Source organism: Verrucomicrobiota bacterium (genome assembly GCA_016200005.1).
Taxonomy (GTDB): Bacteria; Verrucomicrobiota; Verrucomicrobiia; order Limisphaerales; family PALSA-1396; genus PALSA-1396.
Genome location: JACQFP010000031.1, coordinates 72,415 through 87,601, shown reverse-complemented (window position 1 = coordinate 87,601; position 15,187 = coordinate 72,415). Strand labels below are relative to the sequence as shown.

12 protein-coding genes are annotated in these 15,187 nt (G+C 58.1%); 5 read left to right on the top strand and 7 right to left on the bottom strand.

Annotated features, from left to right (window positions below):
* Positions 1-4: 4 nt before the first annotated feature.
* Together HY298_11520 and HY298_11515 are read left to right on the top strand one after the other, a co-directional pair.
* On the top strand, positions 5-232 hold the full coding sequence (locus HY298_11520) for a hypothetical protein (GenBank protein ID MBI3850886.1): 228 nt from the start codon (positions 5-7) through the stop codon (positions 230-232).
* 244 nt (positions 233-476) lie between these two features.
* A complete protein-coding gene (locus HY298_11515) occupies positions 477-3,209 on the top strand; it encodes a delta-60 repeat domain-containing protein (protein MBI3850885.1) in 2,733 nt (910 codons plus the stop codon).
* A gap of 144 nt (positions 3,210-3,353) precedes the next feature.
* Here the strand turns inward: HY298_11515 and HY298_11510 are convergent, their stop codons facing one another.
* Positions 3,354-3,692, bottom strand: coding sequence for a hypothetical protein (locus HY298_11510; GenBank protein MBI3850884.1), 339 nt, complete (start codon positions 3,690-3,692; stop codon positions 3,354-3,356).
* A gap of 125 nt (positions 3,693-3,817) precedes the next feature.
* Between HY298_11510 and HY298_11505 the strand changes: the two genes are divergently transcribed.
* Complete coding sequence (locus tag HY298_11505) at positions 3,818-5,272, top strand: ATP-binding protein (protein MBI3850883.1); 1,455 nt, start codon at positions 3,818-3,820, stop codon at positions 5,270-5,272.
* A 24-nt stretch (positions 5,273-5,296) separates the two neighbouring features.
* On the opposite strand, the gene HY298_11500 is transcribed toward HY298_11505, so the two are convergent.
* Positions 5,297-6,634 (bottom strand): pectate lyase, encoded by a 1,338-nt coding sequence (locus HY298_11500; protein MBI3850882.1) that lies wholly within the window; start codon positions 6,632-6,634, stop codon positions 5,297-5,299.
* A 40-nt stretch (positions 6,635-6,674) separates the two neighbouring features.
* Complete coding sequence (locus tag HY298_11495) at positions 6,675-8,297, bottom strand: right-handed parallel beta-helix repeat-containing protein (GenBank protein MBI3850881.1); 1,623 nt, start codon at positions 8,295-8,297, stop codon at positions 6,675-6,677.
* Between the two features lie 686 nt (positions 8,298-8,983).
* On the opposite strand from HY298_11495, the gene HY298_11490 reads away from it, so the two are divergent.
* Entirely contained in the window at positions 8,984-10,093 is a 1,110-nt protein-coding gene (locus HY298_11490; protein MBI3850880.1) for an aminopeptidase, read from the top strand.
* A 122-nt stretch (positions 10,094-10,215) separates the two neighbouring features.
* On the opposite strand, the gene HY298_11485 is transcribed toward HY298_11490, so the two are convergent.
* Genes HY298_11485 through HY298_11470 form a run of 4 tightly spaced genes read right to left on the bottom strand, consistent with a single transcriptional unit; the run spans position 10,216 to position 13,936 of the window.
* Complete coding sequence (locus tag HY298_11485; GenBank protein ID MBI3850879.1) at positions 10,216-11,094, bottom strand: LysR family transcriptional regulator; 879 nt, start codon at positions 11,092-11,094, stop codon at positions 10,216-10,218.
* Positions 11,095-11,131: 37 nt separating this feature from the next.
* Positions 11,132-12,664 (bottom strand): response regulator, encoded by a 1,533-nt coding sequence (locus HY298_11480; GenBank protein ID MBI3850878.1) that lies wholly within the window; start codon positions 12,662-12,664, stop codon positions 11,132-11,134.
* Positions 12,665-12,711: 47 nt separating this feature from the next.
* The gene (locus HY298_11475; GenBank protein ID MBI3850877.1) at positions 12,712-13,125 is read right to left on the bottom strand and encodes a cytidine deaminase; all 414 of its coding nucleotides are present in this window, start codon (positions 13,123-13,125) and stop codon (positions 12,712-12,714) included.
* On the bottom strand, positions 13,109-13,936 hold the full coding sequence (locus tag HY298_11470; GenBank protein MBI3850876.1) for a purine-nucleoside phosphorylase: 828 nt from the start codon (positions 13,934-13,936) through the stop codon (positions 13,109-13,111). The genes HY298_11475 and HY298_11470 overlap by 17 nt, the downstream gene beginning before the upstream one ends.
* A gap of 66 nt (positions 13,937-14,002) precedes the next feature.
* Here HY298_11470 and moeB point away from each other — a divergent pair, with 66 nt between their 5' ends.
* Positions 14,003-15,151: a molybdopterin-synthase adenylyltransferase MoeB gene (moeB, locus tag HY298_11465; protein MBI3850875.1), complete on the top strand. Its 1,149-nt coding sequence runs from the start codon at positions 14,003-14,005 to the stop codon at positions 15,149-15,151.
* Positions 15,152-15,187: the final 36 nt, after the last annotated feature.

Sequence of the window (15,187 nt, the reverse complement as noted above, 5' to 3'; positions counted from 1 at the left end):
ACCCATGACCAGTAACCGTCTTGGCTCAAACCGAAAAAGGTGGCAGGACCGGCTCACCTACGGCTTCCAACTCTACAGCACCATCCACACGAGCGGCGGCGACCTCCTCTTCACCGACGGCCATGCCGAATATCGGAAAGCTTCAACCCTGTGCAGCCGTGAATTCGGTCTGACACCCGGCGAAGACACCCAAGCGGCTGATTCATTGAAAACGTATCGCGCAGCGTTTTGAGGCGGCCACGGCGCGCCCGTGCCGAAACGACCCGCCGCGAGAGTGCGCGAGCACAGCGGGAGTGCAGGCAGAAGAGAGTTAAGTGAAGCGCTCGTAACAGGCACAACCCAAGGGAATAAAGCTCGCCAATCGTCGGTCAATCTGCTTCTCTTATTCTTGTCTCCACCATTTCTGGTTCGTTGGCCGTGAGCCTTGAATTCTGGCGACCCTGGTTGCAACTCGGTGAACCACGGCCCAGTGAACTATGAAGCATACATCTTCCCTCACTAGGAAAGCTGCGCTCCTGCTGTTTTCCGTGGCCGTGCTGCTGGCGGGCGGTGCGGCGGCGGTGCGCGGGCAATCCGCGCTCGACGGCTTCGATCCGCACGCCAACGGCACGGTTCAAGTCGTCGTCGTCCAACCGGACGGCAAGATTCTTATCGGCGGCAATTTTACCTCACTCTCGCCCAACGGCGGAGTATCCGTCACGCGCAACCGCATTGCCCGGTTGAACCCCGACGGCACGCTCGACAGCGCCTTCAATCCAAATGCGAACAATCAGGTCACTGCGATCGCGGTGCAGGCGGACGGCAAGATTGTAGTGGGCGGCATTTTCACCAGCGTTGGCGGACAGACGCGCACCAACATCGCCCGGCTCGATGCCACCACCGGCTTGGCTGACTTGACGTTCAACCCGGGCGCGAACATTTTTGTCGGTGCCATCGCAATACAGTCGGACGGAATGATTTTAGTGGGCGGCCTTTTCACCAGCGTCGGCGGACAGGCGCGCACCAACATCGCCCGGCTCGATGCCACCGGAGCGGTGGACCTGACGTTCAACCCGAGCGCGAACAATCAGGTGACTGTGATCGTGGTGCAGGCGGACGGAATGATTTTAGTGGGCGGCGCTTTCACCAGGATCGGTGGACAGACGCGCAATCGCATCGCCCGACTCGATGCCACCGGAGCGGTTGACCTGACGTTCGACCCGAACGCGAACAGTAATATCTTTGCCATCGCGTTGCAGGCGGACGGCAAGATTTTGGTGGGCGGCGTTTTCAGCGGCGCGAACAGCATCGGCGGGCAGCCGCGCAATTTCATTGCCCGGCTTGATGCCACCACCGGCGTGGCGGATTCGTTCAACCCGAACGCGAGCGATACGGTCGAGTCCATCGTGGTGCAGGCAGACGGCAAGATTTTAGCGGGCGGCTTTTTCACGACCATCGGTGGACAGACGCGCAACCGCATCGCCCGGCTCAATCCGAACGGCACGCTGGACACCGCATTCAACCCGGGCGCGAATGATCTGGTCTTTTCACTCGCGTTGCAGGCGGACGGGAAAATCTTAGTGGGCGGCGCTTTCACCACGCTTGCGCCGAACGGCGGAGCGGCGGTGGCACGCAACAACATCGCCCGACTGGAAACCGGCGGCCTGCTTGACCGGACGCTCAATCTCAACATCGTCGGCAGCTTTGCTGTTTCCGCCACTGCCGTCCAGCCGGACGGGAAAATTCTTATCGGCGGTTCTTTTACAACCGTTTTGAGTGCGGCGCGCACCAACATTGCCCGATTGAACACGGATGGCACGCTCGACTTCGCCTTCAACCCGAACGTGAACAATTCGGTTACTGCAATTGCGGTGCAGGCAGATGGCAAAGTTCTCATCGGAGGCGACTTTACGTCGCTCGCGCCGAATGGGGGGGTGTCCGTCACGCGCAACCACATTGCCCGACTGAACCCCGACGGCACGCTCGACAGCGTCTTCGACCCTAACGCGAACAGTTTTGTCGGTGCAATCGCGGTGCAGGCGGACGGCAGGATTTTAGTTGGTGGCGGTTTCTTCACTATCGGCGGAGAGCTGCGCACCGGCATCGCCCGGCTTGATGCCGTCACCGGCGTGGCTGATTCGTTCAACCCGAACCCGACCGGCACCTCGGCTGTCGGTGCCATTGCGATACAGTCGGACGGCAAAATTTTAGTGGGCGGCCTTTTCTCCAGCATCGGCGGACAGGCGCGCACCAACATCGCCCGGCTCGATGCCATCACCGGAGCGGCTGATTCGTTTAACCCGAACGCGAACGCGGATGGCGGGGTCGATTCCATCGCGGTGCAGGCGGACGGAAAAATCTTAGCGGGCGGCTTTTTCACGAGCATCGGCGGACAGGCGCGCACATACATCGCCCGGCTCGATGCCATCACCGGAGCGGCGGATTCGTTCAACCCGAGCGCGAACGGTTCAATCCAATCAATCGCGGTGCAGGCGGACGGAAAAATTTTGGTGGGCGGCGTTTTCACGACCATTGGCGGAGCGACGCGCAACAACATCGCCCGGCTCGATCCCGCGACCGGCTTGGCGGATTCGTTCATCCCGGAAGCGAGCGGTGCTGTCCTTTCAATCGCGGTGCAGGCGGACGGAAAAATCTTGGCGGGTGGCGGTTTCACGACCATTGGCGGACAGACGCGCAATTTCTTCGCCCGTTTGAGCAACGACACCAGCGCGCGACATAATCTCGCCGTGACGCAAACCACTGTTACCTGGATACTCGGCGGGTCAAGCCCGCAATTCACACGCGTGACCTTTGAGGATTCAGCCGACGGCGTGAATTACAATTTCCTCGGCAACGGCACGGCGACAGGCAACAACTGGACGCTGACCGGTTTGAACCTTTCAATCGGACAGAACCTCTACATTCGCGCGCGCGGTTATTATCGCAGCGGCCGACACAACGGCTCGGAGAGCATCACGGAATCCGTGCGGAATGTGTTTCTCACTCTGCCGCCGCCGCAGCCGCTCTTGAACATTCAACGCAGCGCGAACACGGATGTCGTGCTCTCGTGGGCCACGAACTTCACTGGCTTCACGCTGGAGGCCAACACCAACCTCACCACGAACGTCTGGAGCACTGTAACTCCCGCGCCCTCGGTCAGCGGCACGAACAACGTCGTGACCAACGCCGCCAGCGAATCGGGGAAGTATTATCGGCTGCGAGCGCCATAATTCACGCCGTCGCCAGATTATCTTCCAACACTTTGGATTTGCCCGCCGGCGGTTCAGTTTCCGTCGCAGTCGCCGCGCCGTCCCAGACTTTGATCGGTTCGCAACCGCCTTTCTAATTTTTGTGATTGTCCGTTTGAGTGGAAGTCACTGTCCATTCAGGAATTCTTCAAGGTTCGTGTAGCCGTCGCTGTCGGTATCCTCGTTTGCGTCGCGTGGATCGTCCGGATTCAGACCGTGGCGTTTCTCCCATTTATTCGGCATTCCGTCGCGGTCGGTATCGACCGGCGGTCGGGCCGACTTGTATTCAGGCCAGCCGCCCACTTCCCATTGTGAGTCGATGATGTGTCCGCTGCCGCGGCGAATTTCCTCCACCACGCGGCTATCGACGGCATCCCGCTTTGGCAAGGTGGCACCGGCGCTCGTCAAAATCGCTTCATACACTTTCTCCGCCGATGAGATTTTGATGGGTGGCGCATCGAACATTGTCGAGTTCTTGCTCCCTGCGTTAACCAGACAGGAGCGACCTAAAAAACGTGCATAATGTACAAAATCTCATATTTAATTAATATACACTTGCACTGCATCTCATAAATTGGCTGAATCTGTGCGTGATTGCTTCCAAAGCCGAACTATTCGCGGTTCTTCGCCAATACAATCCTTGGTGGGCCGGCGCACGTTTTCCAGATTTGCCGACATGGAAGCGGGCCGCATTCCGTGAGATTACCGGTTGGGTGAACAATCCGCCGGCGGGTCGCGCGCTCTTATTGAGCGGTGCGCGGCAAGTCGGCAAGACGACGCTTTTTCTCCAAGCCATAGACGAAATGCTTGCGCGCGGCACGCCTCCCACCAACATCCTTTACGCCACCTTCGATCATCCGCTGCTCAAGCTTATCGGGTTGGATGCACTCATCCGCCTCTGGCGCGAGTTCGAGCCAGCTCGCGAAGGACCAGAGTATTTATTCCTCGACGAAATCCAAGTCGCAAAGGATTGGCAGACTTGGATCAAACACCAGGTGGATTTCGAGAAGCGTCGTCGCATCGCCGTGACCGGTTCGGCCACACCACTGGTTACCGAGGGTCAGGAATCAGGGGTTGGTCGCTGGCAAACCATCCGCCTCGCCACCCTTTCCTTTTATGAATACTTGCAAATCCGCAAACTCGTGACCCCGGTGCTGCCCGCCGTTGGCTCGCTGCTGGAACTATTCGAGTGGGACAAAGCCCGATTCACCCGGACCGGTGAGGAGGCCCGTCCGCTGGTGGGGGTGTTCCACGAATACCTGCTGCGGGGAGGTTTCCCGCAAAGCGCGCTCGTGGAAAGCATTCCGCTCGCGCAAAAACTTCTGCGCGAAGACATCGTGGACAAGGTGCTCAAGCGCGACATGACCGCGCTCTTCGGCGTGCGTCGCATTCTTGAGCTCGAACAAGTTTTTCTTTACCTGTGCCTGCACGACGGCGGCCTGTTGAGCCTGCCCGAATTATGCAGCAGCCTTCAACTCAAGCGGCCCACCGTCGGCAGCTTCATTGATCTGCTGGAAACCACGCATCTCATCCACCGCCTGCTCCCGTTCGGTTACGGCAAACAAGTGCTCCGCGCCCGGGCCAAAATTTACCTTGCCGACGCCGCCATTGGCCCAAGTGTGCTGCTCAAAGGCAAGGCGCTGTTGGAAGATGCCGACGGCTTGGGGCGCGCCGTGGAAACCGCCTTTTTCAAACACGTCTTTACCCGTTACTACGCCCGCAGCGTGGGCTTCTCCTATTGGCGCGGGAAACAGGACCGCGAGGTGGATTTCATCGCCGACCTCGATGGGCGGCTCGTTCCCTTCGAGGTAAAGTATCGTTCTCCGCAGCACACCGGTTTGGGCGAGTTGAAGGGCATGGTGGAATTTTGCGCGAACAAGAAAGTGGAACGCGGCTACGTCATTACCCGCGAGCTCACCGATTTCCAGACGATTGAGGTGGTCCGTGACGGCGCACAGTGCCGCCTTTTGAAAATCCCCGCGCCGCTCGCGTGTTACTGGCTCGGCCGCTCCGAACTTGAATCCAACCGCCGCGACGATACTTGATCGCCGCCGCGCTCTTGGCACATCCTACTTCAGCGCTCTGCTGGAACGAGGATCAGTGCCATTCATAAACTCTTCGAGGTTTGTGTAGCCATCGCCATTGGCGTCATCGTTGGCGTCGCGCGGATCGTTCGGATTGAGGCCGTGGCGTTTCTCCCATTCATCCGGCATTCCGTCGCGGTCGGTATCGAGCGGCGGACGCGCGGACTTGTATTCGGGCCAGCCGCCGACTTCCCATTGCGAGTCGATGATGTGGCCGGTGCCGCGTCGGATTTCTTCCACCACGCGGCTATCGACAGCATCCCGCTTCGGCAAGATGGCACCGGCATTCGCCAAAATCGTTTCATACACTTTTTCCGCCGATGACATTTTGATGGGCGGCGCATCGAACGGTTTTGAAACGACGGTGATGAGCCGGCGGCCATCCAGTTCCGTGCGGCTGAACATGGTGCGGTTGTCCCTGGTGAAGTTGGGCCGCCCCACCACCACGTTGTCGCTCAGGAAAAACTGCGCGTTAGCATTCGTGTGAACGATGAGGATGGGTTTGGACACTTTGCTGCTCGGCCCGGCCTTGATGTAGTTGGCCGCGTAGTTGACGTTGATGGTGTCGCCGACCATGCCGGTGCAGATTTCGCCCCAGTCGTAGAGGACATTGTTGCGAAAGTCGATGGTGGGCGGAAAGTTGGTGTCCCGACCGCCCAGTCGCGTGTTCCGGGAATTGTTGTGCGCGTAAATATTGTGATGCAGGGAAACGCCGGCGAAACCGCTCATCAACGAGCCCATGCTGTGCGCGCCCTTGTGGTGAACGCTGTGATAGAGCGCCTCACTGACGATGCTCCATTGCAACGTCACGTTGTGGTTCGTGCCGTTCATGGAAAGATTTTCATCCACGGCCCAACTCGCCGAGCAATGATCGAAGATGACATTGGCCGCGCCGTGCGTGGCGCCCAGCGCGTCGGTTTCCTTGCCGCTGATGTCGCCCGGCCGACTGCGCAGATAGCGGATGACCACGTCGTGAGTGGCGACAATCAGGCTGTGCCCGCGCAGGCAAACACCGTCACCGGGCGCAGTCTGACCTGTAAGAGTCAGAAACGGTTCGGTCACCTTGATTGTCGATTTGAGGTCGATGATGCCGCCAACGCGGAAGACGATGGTGCGCGGGCCTTTGGTTTCACAGGCGGCGCGCAAGCTGCCGAGACCGGCGTCATTGAGATTCGAAACGAACAGAGCTTTTCCACCGCGTCCGCCCGGTGTGTTTGCGCCGAAACCTTCGGCGCCTGGAAAGGCGGGCAGGTCCTTCCCAACCGCGGTCGTCAACCCCATCAAAAAGATCGTTCGGGTTAAGAGCGGCAAGAGTTTTGGCATACCACGAATTTGAGGTGGGTGGATTATTGAAAGTTTATTCTCATCGCCCGGCGGACAGGTTCCCCTCCTGCCGGAATTCCTTTTCGGAAACCTCCTTCGCCAGTAGGAATTCCTTTTCCGCCTCGCCGAAGTCATTGCCGATCGCCCGAATCCGCGCGGTTTTCTCACCGCTCAATTTGACAAATGTCCTGGTGCCGGCGCGCGCGCGCGATCCTTGCAGGAAAGCGCTGCGAACATCGCGCAACCACAGCGCGGGCTGCGTACTCGAAGGCGGGTCGGCAGTGATGGAACGAAGATCAAGTTCGGCAACGTCCTCAGCAATCAGCGCCGGTCGGCCATCGGTTTGTTCGAGATGAAGGCTGATATTGTCGAGCATCAGGGTTTCTACGTGACGGCAATACAAACCGTAAGCGGGCAATTCTCCGAAACGCCCCGCATCCGGGTAGCCATTCTCCTGTTCCGGCACTACGCGGTCTGCCAAATCCGCAGCCGCGCTGCCGCGCGCCGAGATGTGGATGTTCTTGAGCGTGATCTTGTGAACCGGATAGCCGGGAATGCCACTGATGGAGGAAGTGAGTTGCGCGCCGGTTGCCACGACGTCTGAGATGGAAACATTTTGCAGAACCTCCGGCTTGGGAACTTTTTGCGCGCGACCACGGGCGCCCTGGCGGATGAAGATCGGCGCGCGGATGTCGGCCATGGCAATGTTGGAAACGACGACGCGGTCAATGCTCGCCCCATCCACCATCTCAATGGACACGCCGGAAGTTGGATTGCGCTTCCACAAATCGGGCCGGCCATACATCGTGCAATTGCCGACGCTGATGTTTTTGAAATCGCCGCTCGATTCCGTGCCGAGCTTGAACGCGTTGCAGGCGGTGGTGAGGACGCAGTTGGTCACGGCCACGTTCTCGGTGGAGCGACGGTATCCGAGCGCGAAGCTGGCTTTGGGCACGATCGCGTCGTCCCACGATTCGACGTAACAATTGGCGATGCGGACGTGATGACAACAGTCGGGGTCGATGCCGTCGCAGTAGCCGTTGAGAATCGTGACGCCCTCGATGTTGACGTGGTCGCAGCCGAGCAGGCTGATGTTGTAATTGGGCGAGTTTTGCAACGTGATGTCGCGAACAGCAATGTGCCGGCAGTTTTTGAGAGCGATCGGTTTCGGGCCGCCACGCTTGGTCCGGTTGCCTTCGATGGTGCCCGGCCCGAAGACGCCGACATGCTCGACATCCTGACCGCGCAACAACGCGTAGTGGAAGTCGGTCGTCTCATCGTCGGAAAAGGACTTGAAGTCCAGTTTCTCGTAAGGATCGAAATCATCCTTGTCGGGGCTGGAGATCAGAGTTGCGCCCGCGTCGATGAAAACGGAGACATGACTCTTGAGGCGCACCGTTCCCGACAAGTATTTTCCCGGCGGCAGATAAACGACTCCGCCGTTTTTTCCGGCAGCATCAATGGCCGATTGAATGGCGTTGGTGTCCTTTGCTTTCCCATCGCCAATGGCGCCGAATTGTCGGACGTTGAAATGCGGTTGGCCGGACTGCGTGGGCGAGGGCTGAGTCGGCTCGGCCGCCAGGGCGGCACCCGCGCCGGCCAGCGAGAGCGGCAACGCCGCCGCGCCTGAGCGAAGGAGAAAATCTTTGCGGGTTATTTTCATGGTCACGAAGTTGATTCAGGTAAGGATGCCAGCACTCAAAAGTGCGCTCTTGTCAGAGTCTCGTGGTTCAATGTCCCTCATGCTGCCACAACTGGCCGGTCGCCGTCCAAGAAAATCCCATCCAGTCTTGGGGATCGCGAATCCCATCTCTCTCTGCCGCCGCGACGCATGGAGACCTTGGCGCTCGTGGAGCCTTTCAAGGGTCGCGGATTTGGAAATCCGCGACACATCCGGCTTGGAAGTTGGCGCTACGGGGACGGCACCCCCATGCGCCTCCAGCATGGCAGCCGGAGCGAAAGCGCCGTCGCGTTGGAAACCCGAACAGCTTGAAGGAATGCGACCGCTTGCTTTGTCCCGCGCACCAGCCTAAGCTTGAGCCGCCGTGAAACACACCATTGATCGAAGTCGAGAAAGCGCCAAAGTCACGGCACGAGCTTTTGTTCAAGCTGGCCTCCAGGCGGGAATTGACCGGGCTGCGCAAATTACGGCGGCGGATGAAATCCGGTGAAATCCGTTTTCCCAAATGGATTTTTCACTTCAGCACTGCCGAGGAATTTAGCGAATGGAAGGACAGTATTTTGGCGGGAAACCAGGCTCGAAAAAGTTCGTATGCATCAGCCCAACGCAAGCAAGTATCACGGCCGGTTTGATTCTTCACTCAATTCATTCTAGCCTCGGCAAAATATATGACCGATCCACGTTATTCAAAATTGGCGAAACTGTTGGTGAACTACTCCACGGCGTTGACGAAGGGCGACCGCGTGCTGCTGGACATGATCGACGTGCCGGATGAGTTTTCCATCGAGTTGATGCGCGCCGCGCGGGCCGCTGGCGCCACGCCGCTCATCGAAATCCGCCACACGCGAATCACCCGGGAAATCCAACACGACACGAACGCCAGGCACGCGGCGCTGGTGCGCGACGTGGAGTTGTTTCGCATGAAGAAGGTACAGGCATACATCGCCATCCGTGGCAGCGCCAACGCCAGTGAAAATGCCGATGTGCCGGGCGATCGCATGGCGCTCTATTCCAAAATCCTGCGGCCGGTGTTGAACTATCGCGTGAACAAAACCCGGTGGTGCGTGTTGCGCTGGCCGACACCGAGCATGGCACAGGGCGCCGGCATGAGCACGGAGGCTTTTGAAAACCTGTACTTCGATGTCTGCACCATGAATTATCGCAAGATGGCGCGGGCGATGGTGCCGCTGGAACGGCGGATGAAAAGGGCGGACCGCGTTCGATTGAAAAGTCCCGGCACGGACCTCACCTTCAGCATCAAAGGCATCGGCGCGAAGATGTGCAAGGGCGACCGCAACATTCCCGACGGCGAAGTTTTCTCCTGTCCGGTGAAGAATTCCGTCAACGGCGTGATTCACTTCAACGCGCCGACGATTTATTCGGGCACGAAATTCGAAAATGTGCGACTGGAATTCAAGGAGGGGAAAATCATCAAGGCCACGGGCAACCACACGAAACGGTTGAACGAGATTCTGGATACCGACGCGGGCGCGCGCTACGTCGGTGAGTTTTCGCTTGGATTCAATCCTTACATCCTGAACCCGATGTGCGACATTTTGTTCGATGAAAAAATCGCCGGCTCGCTGCACTTCACGCCGGGTCAGGCGTACGAGGAATGCGACAACGGCAATCGCTCCGCCGTCCACTGGGACATGGTGTTGATTCAGCGACCCGATTGGGGCGGCGGCGAGGTGTGGTTCGACGGCGAAGTGATTCGCAAGAATGGCATGTTCGTGCCGCGCGATTTGAAGCCGTTGAACCCGACGAATCTAAAGTAGCTGCGGGCCGCCCCGCATGTCAGTTTGAAGCGCTTGCCGTTTTCATCGGAGCAGCCGTTCGAGACCGCGTTGCTTTTCTGGAGCACCAAACGTTTGCCGGAAAATCCGGGCCAGTCCTTCCATCACGCCTCTTTCAAGATCGCCAGAAATTGTTTCATGGCCGGCGAAAGCACCTTGTTCTTCTTGTAGATGGCCGCCAACGGCCGATAGAACTCCGCGTCCTCGAATTGCACCTGGGCGAGAGTTTGTTTGGAGACTTCCTGCAAGATCGTGCCTTGCGGAACGATGGAGATGCCCGCATCGATCTCCACGGCGCGCTTTACCGTTTCGATATTGTCGAACTCCATCACGTGATCGACCTGGACTTCGTGGTCTTTCAAAATTTTATCGAGGGCTTTGCGGGTGGGAATGTCGGGTTCGAAGCCGATAAATTTTTGACCGGCAATGGCCTTCAGTTTGATCGTTTTGGCTTTGGCGAAGGCATGTTGCGGATGGCAGATCAACACCAGCGGGTCTTTCCGCAGGGCCACCGTTTCCAGTTTGATTTCCCGCGCGGGATAGGCGACCAGCCCCAAATCCACCACGTTGCCCAGCACGTCCTCATACACCTGGTTGGCGCGGCGATATTCAACGTGCACGTTGACGGTGGGATAGCGCTTGAGAAATCGCTTGATGTAGGGCGGCAGGTCGTGCAACCCGATGCTGTAAATGGTGGCCACGCGAATGGTGCCCGAGATGATGTCTTTGATTTCCTGCAGCCGGCTGTGCAACGAATCGTAAGTCTGAATGATCTGCTTGCTGAATTCGTAGAGCACGTGGCCTTCCCGCGTCAGGCGGAATTTCTTCTTGCTCCGTTCGATGAGCAGCGATTTGAATTGCCGTTCCAGCGAACTGATCTGTTGACTGACGGCGGACTGGGTGATGTCGTTGATCTGGGCGGCCTTCGTGAAACTTTCGGTTTCGGCCAGGTCACAAAAGACTTTGAGACTCTCAATTTGCATAAGCTGATTGAAACCCCATCCCGGTAATTCAGTCAACTTATGTTGTTTCCTGGGGCGTCAACACTTGCTTGACTTTTAATAACAACTCCTGGCTGGTAAAGGGTTTTTGCAGGTAGTCGGCGTCGTCCTCCTTGCCCATCGGCCAAACATAACCGCTGGAGCGGATGATGCGCAGCTCGGGCGCGAGCTGGCGGACATGCTCAATCAGATCCCGCCCGCTCATGTTCGGCATGACCAGGTCCGTGATAATCAAATCAATATGGGTTTCATTCTGCGACAAGATTTCGAGCGCCTTCGCCCCACTGTTGGCCGTCAACACCCGGTAGCCAAATGCCGACAGGATCGTCTGGCCCATCGTCAACAACAAATCCTCGTCATCCACCATCAGGATGGTTTGAGTTCCGTGCAGGTCGGCGGTGGAGACGCCGTTGTCTTTGACGACTTTTTTCTCGGCCGGCAAATAAACGCGCACCGAGGTGCCCGTGCCGGGGTGACTGGACACCGCCACGCCGCCGCCGTGGTTGGTGACGATGCCGTAAACCCAAGCCAGACCCAGACCGCGATGAGTGCCCCCCGGTTTGGTGGTGAAGAACGGTTCGAAAATTCGCGGCAACACTTCCGGCTCTATGCCGCAACCATTGTCGGCGATCTCCACGCAAACGTAATTGCCCGCGGCGAGGTGCACGTTCCGGTCCTGAGTTGGCTGCCGGAGTTCCAGGTTGCGCGTTTGGATGCTGATCCGTCCATTGGCCGGGCCAAGAGCTTGAACGGCGTTCTCCAGAATCTTGACGAAAGCCTGCTGCATTTTGGCCTCGTCAAACTTTACCGTGAATAGTTTTCGCTCCAACTGGAGGGACCAATTGATCTTGCCCTTGTTTGAACTTTGGAACAGTTCCACGTTCGGTTGCAGGAGCAGATTCAAATTGCCGGCGGTCTGGCCGCGGGTGTCCTTTTCCTGACGACTAAAAGTGCCAAGGTCGCTGGCAATCTCCGCCGCCTTGGCGGCCGATTTCTCCACCTCCATCAAGGAAGCGCGCCAGGGATCGTTGGGAGGCATCCGGCTTAAAACGAGCGAAGTGTGCCCGAGGATGCTGGTCAGTGCATTGTTGAAGTCCAACGCCACCGTGCGTGCCAGTTGCAAGGCGCAGTCCAGTTTCTGTTTGTGCGCCACGCTGGCTTCGAGGTTCAGGACTTTGGTTTCCAGAGCAGCGGCTTGAAGCCCAGGGCCAGCGTCAGTTTCCGCCAAGAGTTGAAACACGAAATGCTTTTGTTGGCCCCAGGTCGCGGAACAAATGTGGGTCAGGTATCCGGTGGTGATTCCACCTTTGCTGGAGAATTTAAGCGAAACCGTGGCTGAAGGAGAACGTTCCCAACGCGCCAAAAATTGTTCCGCCGTGCCTTCATTGGCCGGCGACCAGATCGCCGAGAGCAACGCAAACTCGCCTTCCAGAACCGCGCCAAAAGCTTTCACCGCCGCTTGATTAACTCGGCGTATCGTCCCGGCCTCATCCACTAGAAACGCGGGCCAGGCGGCGTTCTCCAAGGCAAATACAAACTCAGACTTCATCATCAACTCATTACTTGTAAGTCACTGAAGCTGTTCTTTCAAAGCTTTCCTCACGCAGACCGTCTCGGAACTTTGACAAACGCAGCCGGCAACAAATTCCTTACTGAAAACCGCCTTATCTGGCGCAACGACCGGCTGTCTGCGACCAACACCACCGCGTCCGCCGCATATTCCGCCAAAAGCTGCCGGCAGGCACCGCACGGCATCGGTCCTCCCGGCACGCGCGCCACGACGGCAATGGCAGCAAAGTGCGTGTGGCCTTCGGTCAACGCCTTGAAGAGCGCCACTCGCTCCGCGCAACAGGTCAAACCGTAACTGGCACTCTCCACATTCGCGCCGGTGATGATTTTCCCCGGCTTCGTAAGCAAGGCGGCACCGACTTTGAACTTCGAATACGGAGCAACCGCGCGTCGGCGCGCTCGAAACGCCGCTTCAATCAAATCCTTCTTACTGATGTTGGCCATACAACCGGGCAAACTCTTTGAGCAGGAACGCTGCCATCGTTTTCACTTTTCCCGCCGTCTCCAGCACCTCCGCGTGCGACAACGAATCGCGGCCCCGTCTTGCCGCCAGATTGGTGATGCACGAAACCGCCGCCACTTTCAAGCCGCATTGCCGCGCCACAATGGCTTCCGGCACCGTGCTCATCCCGACAACATCCGCTCCGAGCCGGGTGAACGCGAGGATTTCCGCCGGCGTTTCGTAACTGGGGCCCGATACCGCAAGGTAAACACCCGAATGCAATCGCACCCCGCTCCGACGCGCCGCTCTTTTAAGCAGCCGATTCAGATTTTCGTCATATGTTTGCGTCAGATCCAGAAAACAAGCTCGACCGCGCAACGCCCCAGCTCTGAGCGGGTTTGCGCCCATGAAATTGATGTGGTCGGTCAAGCACATGAAATCGCCCGAACGATAACGCCGGTTGACGCCACCTGCCGCGTTGGTGAGCAGCAGATCGCGAATGCCAAACTCCGCCAGCACACGAATCGGAAACGTCACGGCCGCCATGGAATGCCCCTCGTAAAAATGCGCCCGGCCGCTCAACACCAGCACCGGCGTACCACCCAGATGTCCGATCAGCAATTGCCCCGCGTGACCACTCACCCCGACCGGTGGAAAACCTGGTAGCTTACCAAAGGCCAGCCTGGCCTGCACGCGCAGTTCGACCAGCGCATCCTGAAATCCGCTGCCCAGCACCATCGCCAGCGTTGGCCGGAGCTTTGAGATTTTTCTCAAACGCGCGGCGGCGATCTGCGGATTAAGAGTCGGAGACATTTTGGGCAAGGTTGGCGACTTGATTTATTTTGTAACTGCACTACGCTCGCTAACCTTAATTTATTTATGGAATTGAACAATGACGAAATCCGCCGTTACTCGCGGCACTTGATTCTGCCGGAGGTCGGGCTGGCCGGCCAGAAAAAGATCAAGGGCACCAGTGTTCTCTGCATCGGCGCAGGCGGCCTTGGCTCGCCCATCGCGCTCTATCTTGCCGCCGCCGGCATTGGAAAAATGGGCGTGCTCGACTTCGACGCAGTCGATTTCTCCAACCTCCAACGCCAGATCCTTCACGGCACAGAAGACGTTGGCCGTCCGAAGACCGAATCCGCCAGGCAAACCATTGCCAGCATCAATCCCAACACACAAGTCGTCGTCCACAACACCCGCATCAGCAGCGAGAACGCGTTGGAGATCATCCGCCAATACGACATCGTGGTGGATGGCACGGATAATTTCCCCACGCGCTATCTTACCAACGACGCTTGTGTGCTGCTCAAGAAACCGAATGTTTACGGATCGATTTTCCGGTTCGAAGGGCAGGCCAGTGTGTTCGCTCCGCATCTTGGCGGACCGTGTTATCGCTGCTTGTACCCCGAGCCGCCGCCGCCCGGCATGGTGCCAAGTTGCGCGGAGGGCGGCGTGCTCGGCGTGTTGCCCGGAATCATCGGCTGCATTCAGGCGACAGAAATTCTCAAGCTGGCGCTCGGCAAGGGCAGTTCGCTCGTAGGCCGACTGCTGCTGTTCAACGCGCTCGACATGAAGTTCCGTGAACTGAAGCTCCGTCGTGATCCGCAATGTCCCGTCTGCGGCGACAATCCCACGATCAAGGAACTCATCGACTATGAACAGTTCTGCGGTTTGACCCGCGGCGAATCGGAGCCGGCGGAGAACCCCGACGAAGTGAGCGTGCAGGAAATGAAGCGCGCCTTGGAAGACCCCAAACTTGGCATCCGCGTCCTCGACGTGCGCGATCCGGACGAATACGAGATCTGCCACGTCAACGGCGTGCCGCAAATTCCGCTCGGCTCGTTGCCGCAACGGTTCACCGAACTCGATCCCAACCAGCAGATTTACATTCATTGCAAGAGCGGGGTGCGCTCGATGAAGGCCGTAAAGTTTTTGCAGGAGCAGGGTTTCAAATACGTCAAGAGTGTCAAGGGCGGCATCAACGCCTGGTCGGATGAAATCGACCACAGTGTGGCGAAGTATTGAACAGAAATGTTTCGGTTTGATTCTGCAACCGAAAGA

Bases quoted from the DNA above. Each gene is read 5' to 3' on its own strand.
- HY298_11500 (MBI3850882.1), bottom strand. From the start codon at position 6,634: ATGCCAAAACTCTTGCCGCTCTTAACCCGAACGATCTTTTTGATGGGG.
- HY298_11490 (MBI3850880.1), top strand. From the start codon at position 8,984: ATGACCGATCCACGTTATTCAAAATTGGCGAAACTGTTGGTGAACTAC.
- moeB (MBI3850875.1), top strand. From the start codon at position 14,003: ATGGAATTGAACAATGACGAAATCCGCCGTTACTCGCGGCACTTGATT.
- HY298_11470 (MBI3850876.1), bottom strand. From the start codon at position 13,936: ATGTCTCCGACTCTTAATCCGCAGATCGCCGCCGCGCGTTTGAGAAAA.
- HY298_11495 (MBI3850881.1), bottom strand. From the start codon at position 8,297: ATGAAAATAACCCGCAAAGATTTTCTCCTTCGCTCAGGCGCGGCGGCG.
- HY298_11515 (MBI3850885.1), top strand. From the start codon at position 477: ATGAAGCATACATCTTCCCTCACTAGGAAAGCTGCGCTCCTGCTGTTT.
- HY298_11475 (MBI3850877.1), bottom strand. From the start codon at position 13,125: ATGGCCAACATCAGTAAGAAGGATTTGATTGAAGCGGCGTTTCGAGCG.
- HY298_11485 (MBI3850879.1), bottom strand. From the start codon at position 11,094: ATGCAAATTGAGAGTCTCAAAGTCTTTTGTGACCTGGCCGAAACCGAA.
- HY298_11510 (MBI3850884.1), bottom strand. From the start codon at position 3,692: ATGTTCGATGCGCCACCCATCAAAATCTCATCGGCGGAGAAAGTGTAT.
- HY298_11520 (MBI3850886.1), top strand. From the start codon at position 5: ATGACCAGTAACCGTCTTGGCTCAAACCGAAAAAGGTGGCAGGACCGG.
- HY298_11480 (MBI3850878.1), bottom strand. From the start codon at position 12,664: ATGATGAAGTCTGAGTTTGTATTTGCCTTGGAGAACGCCGCCTGGCCC.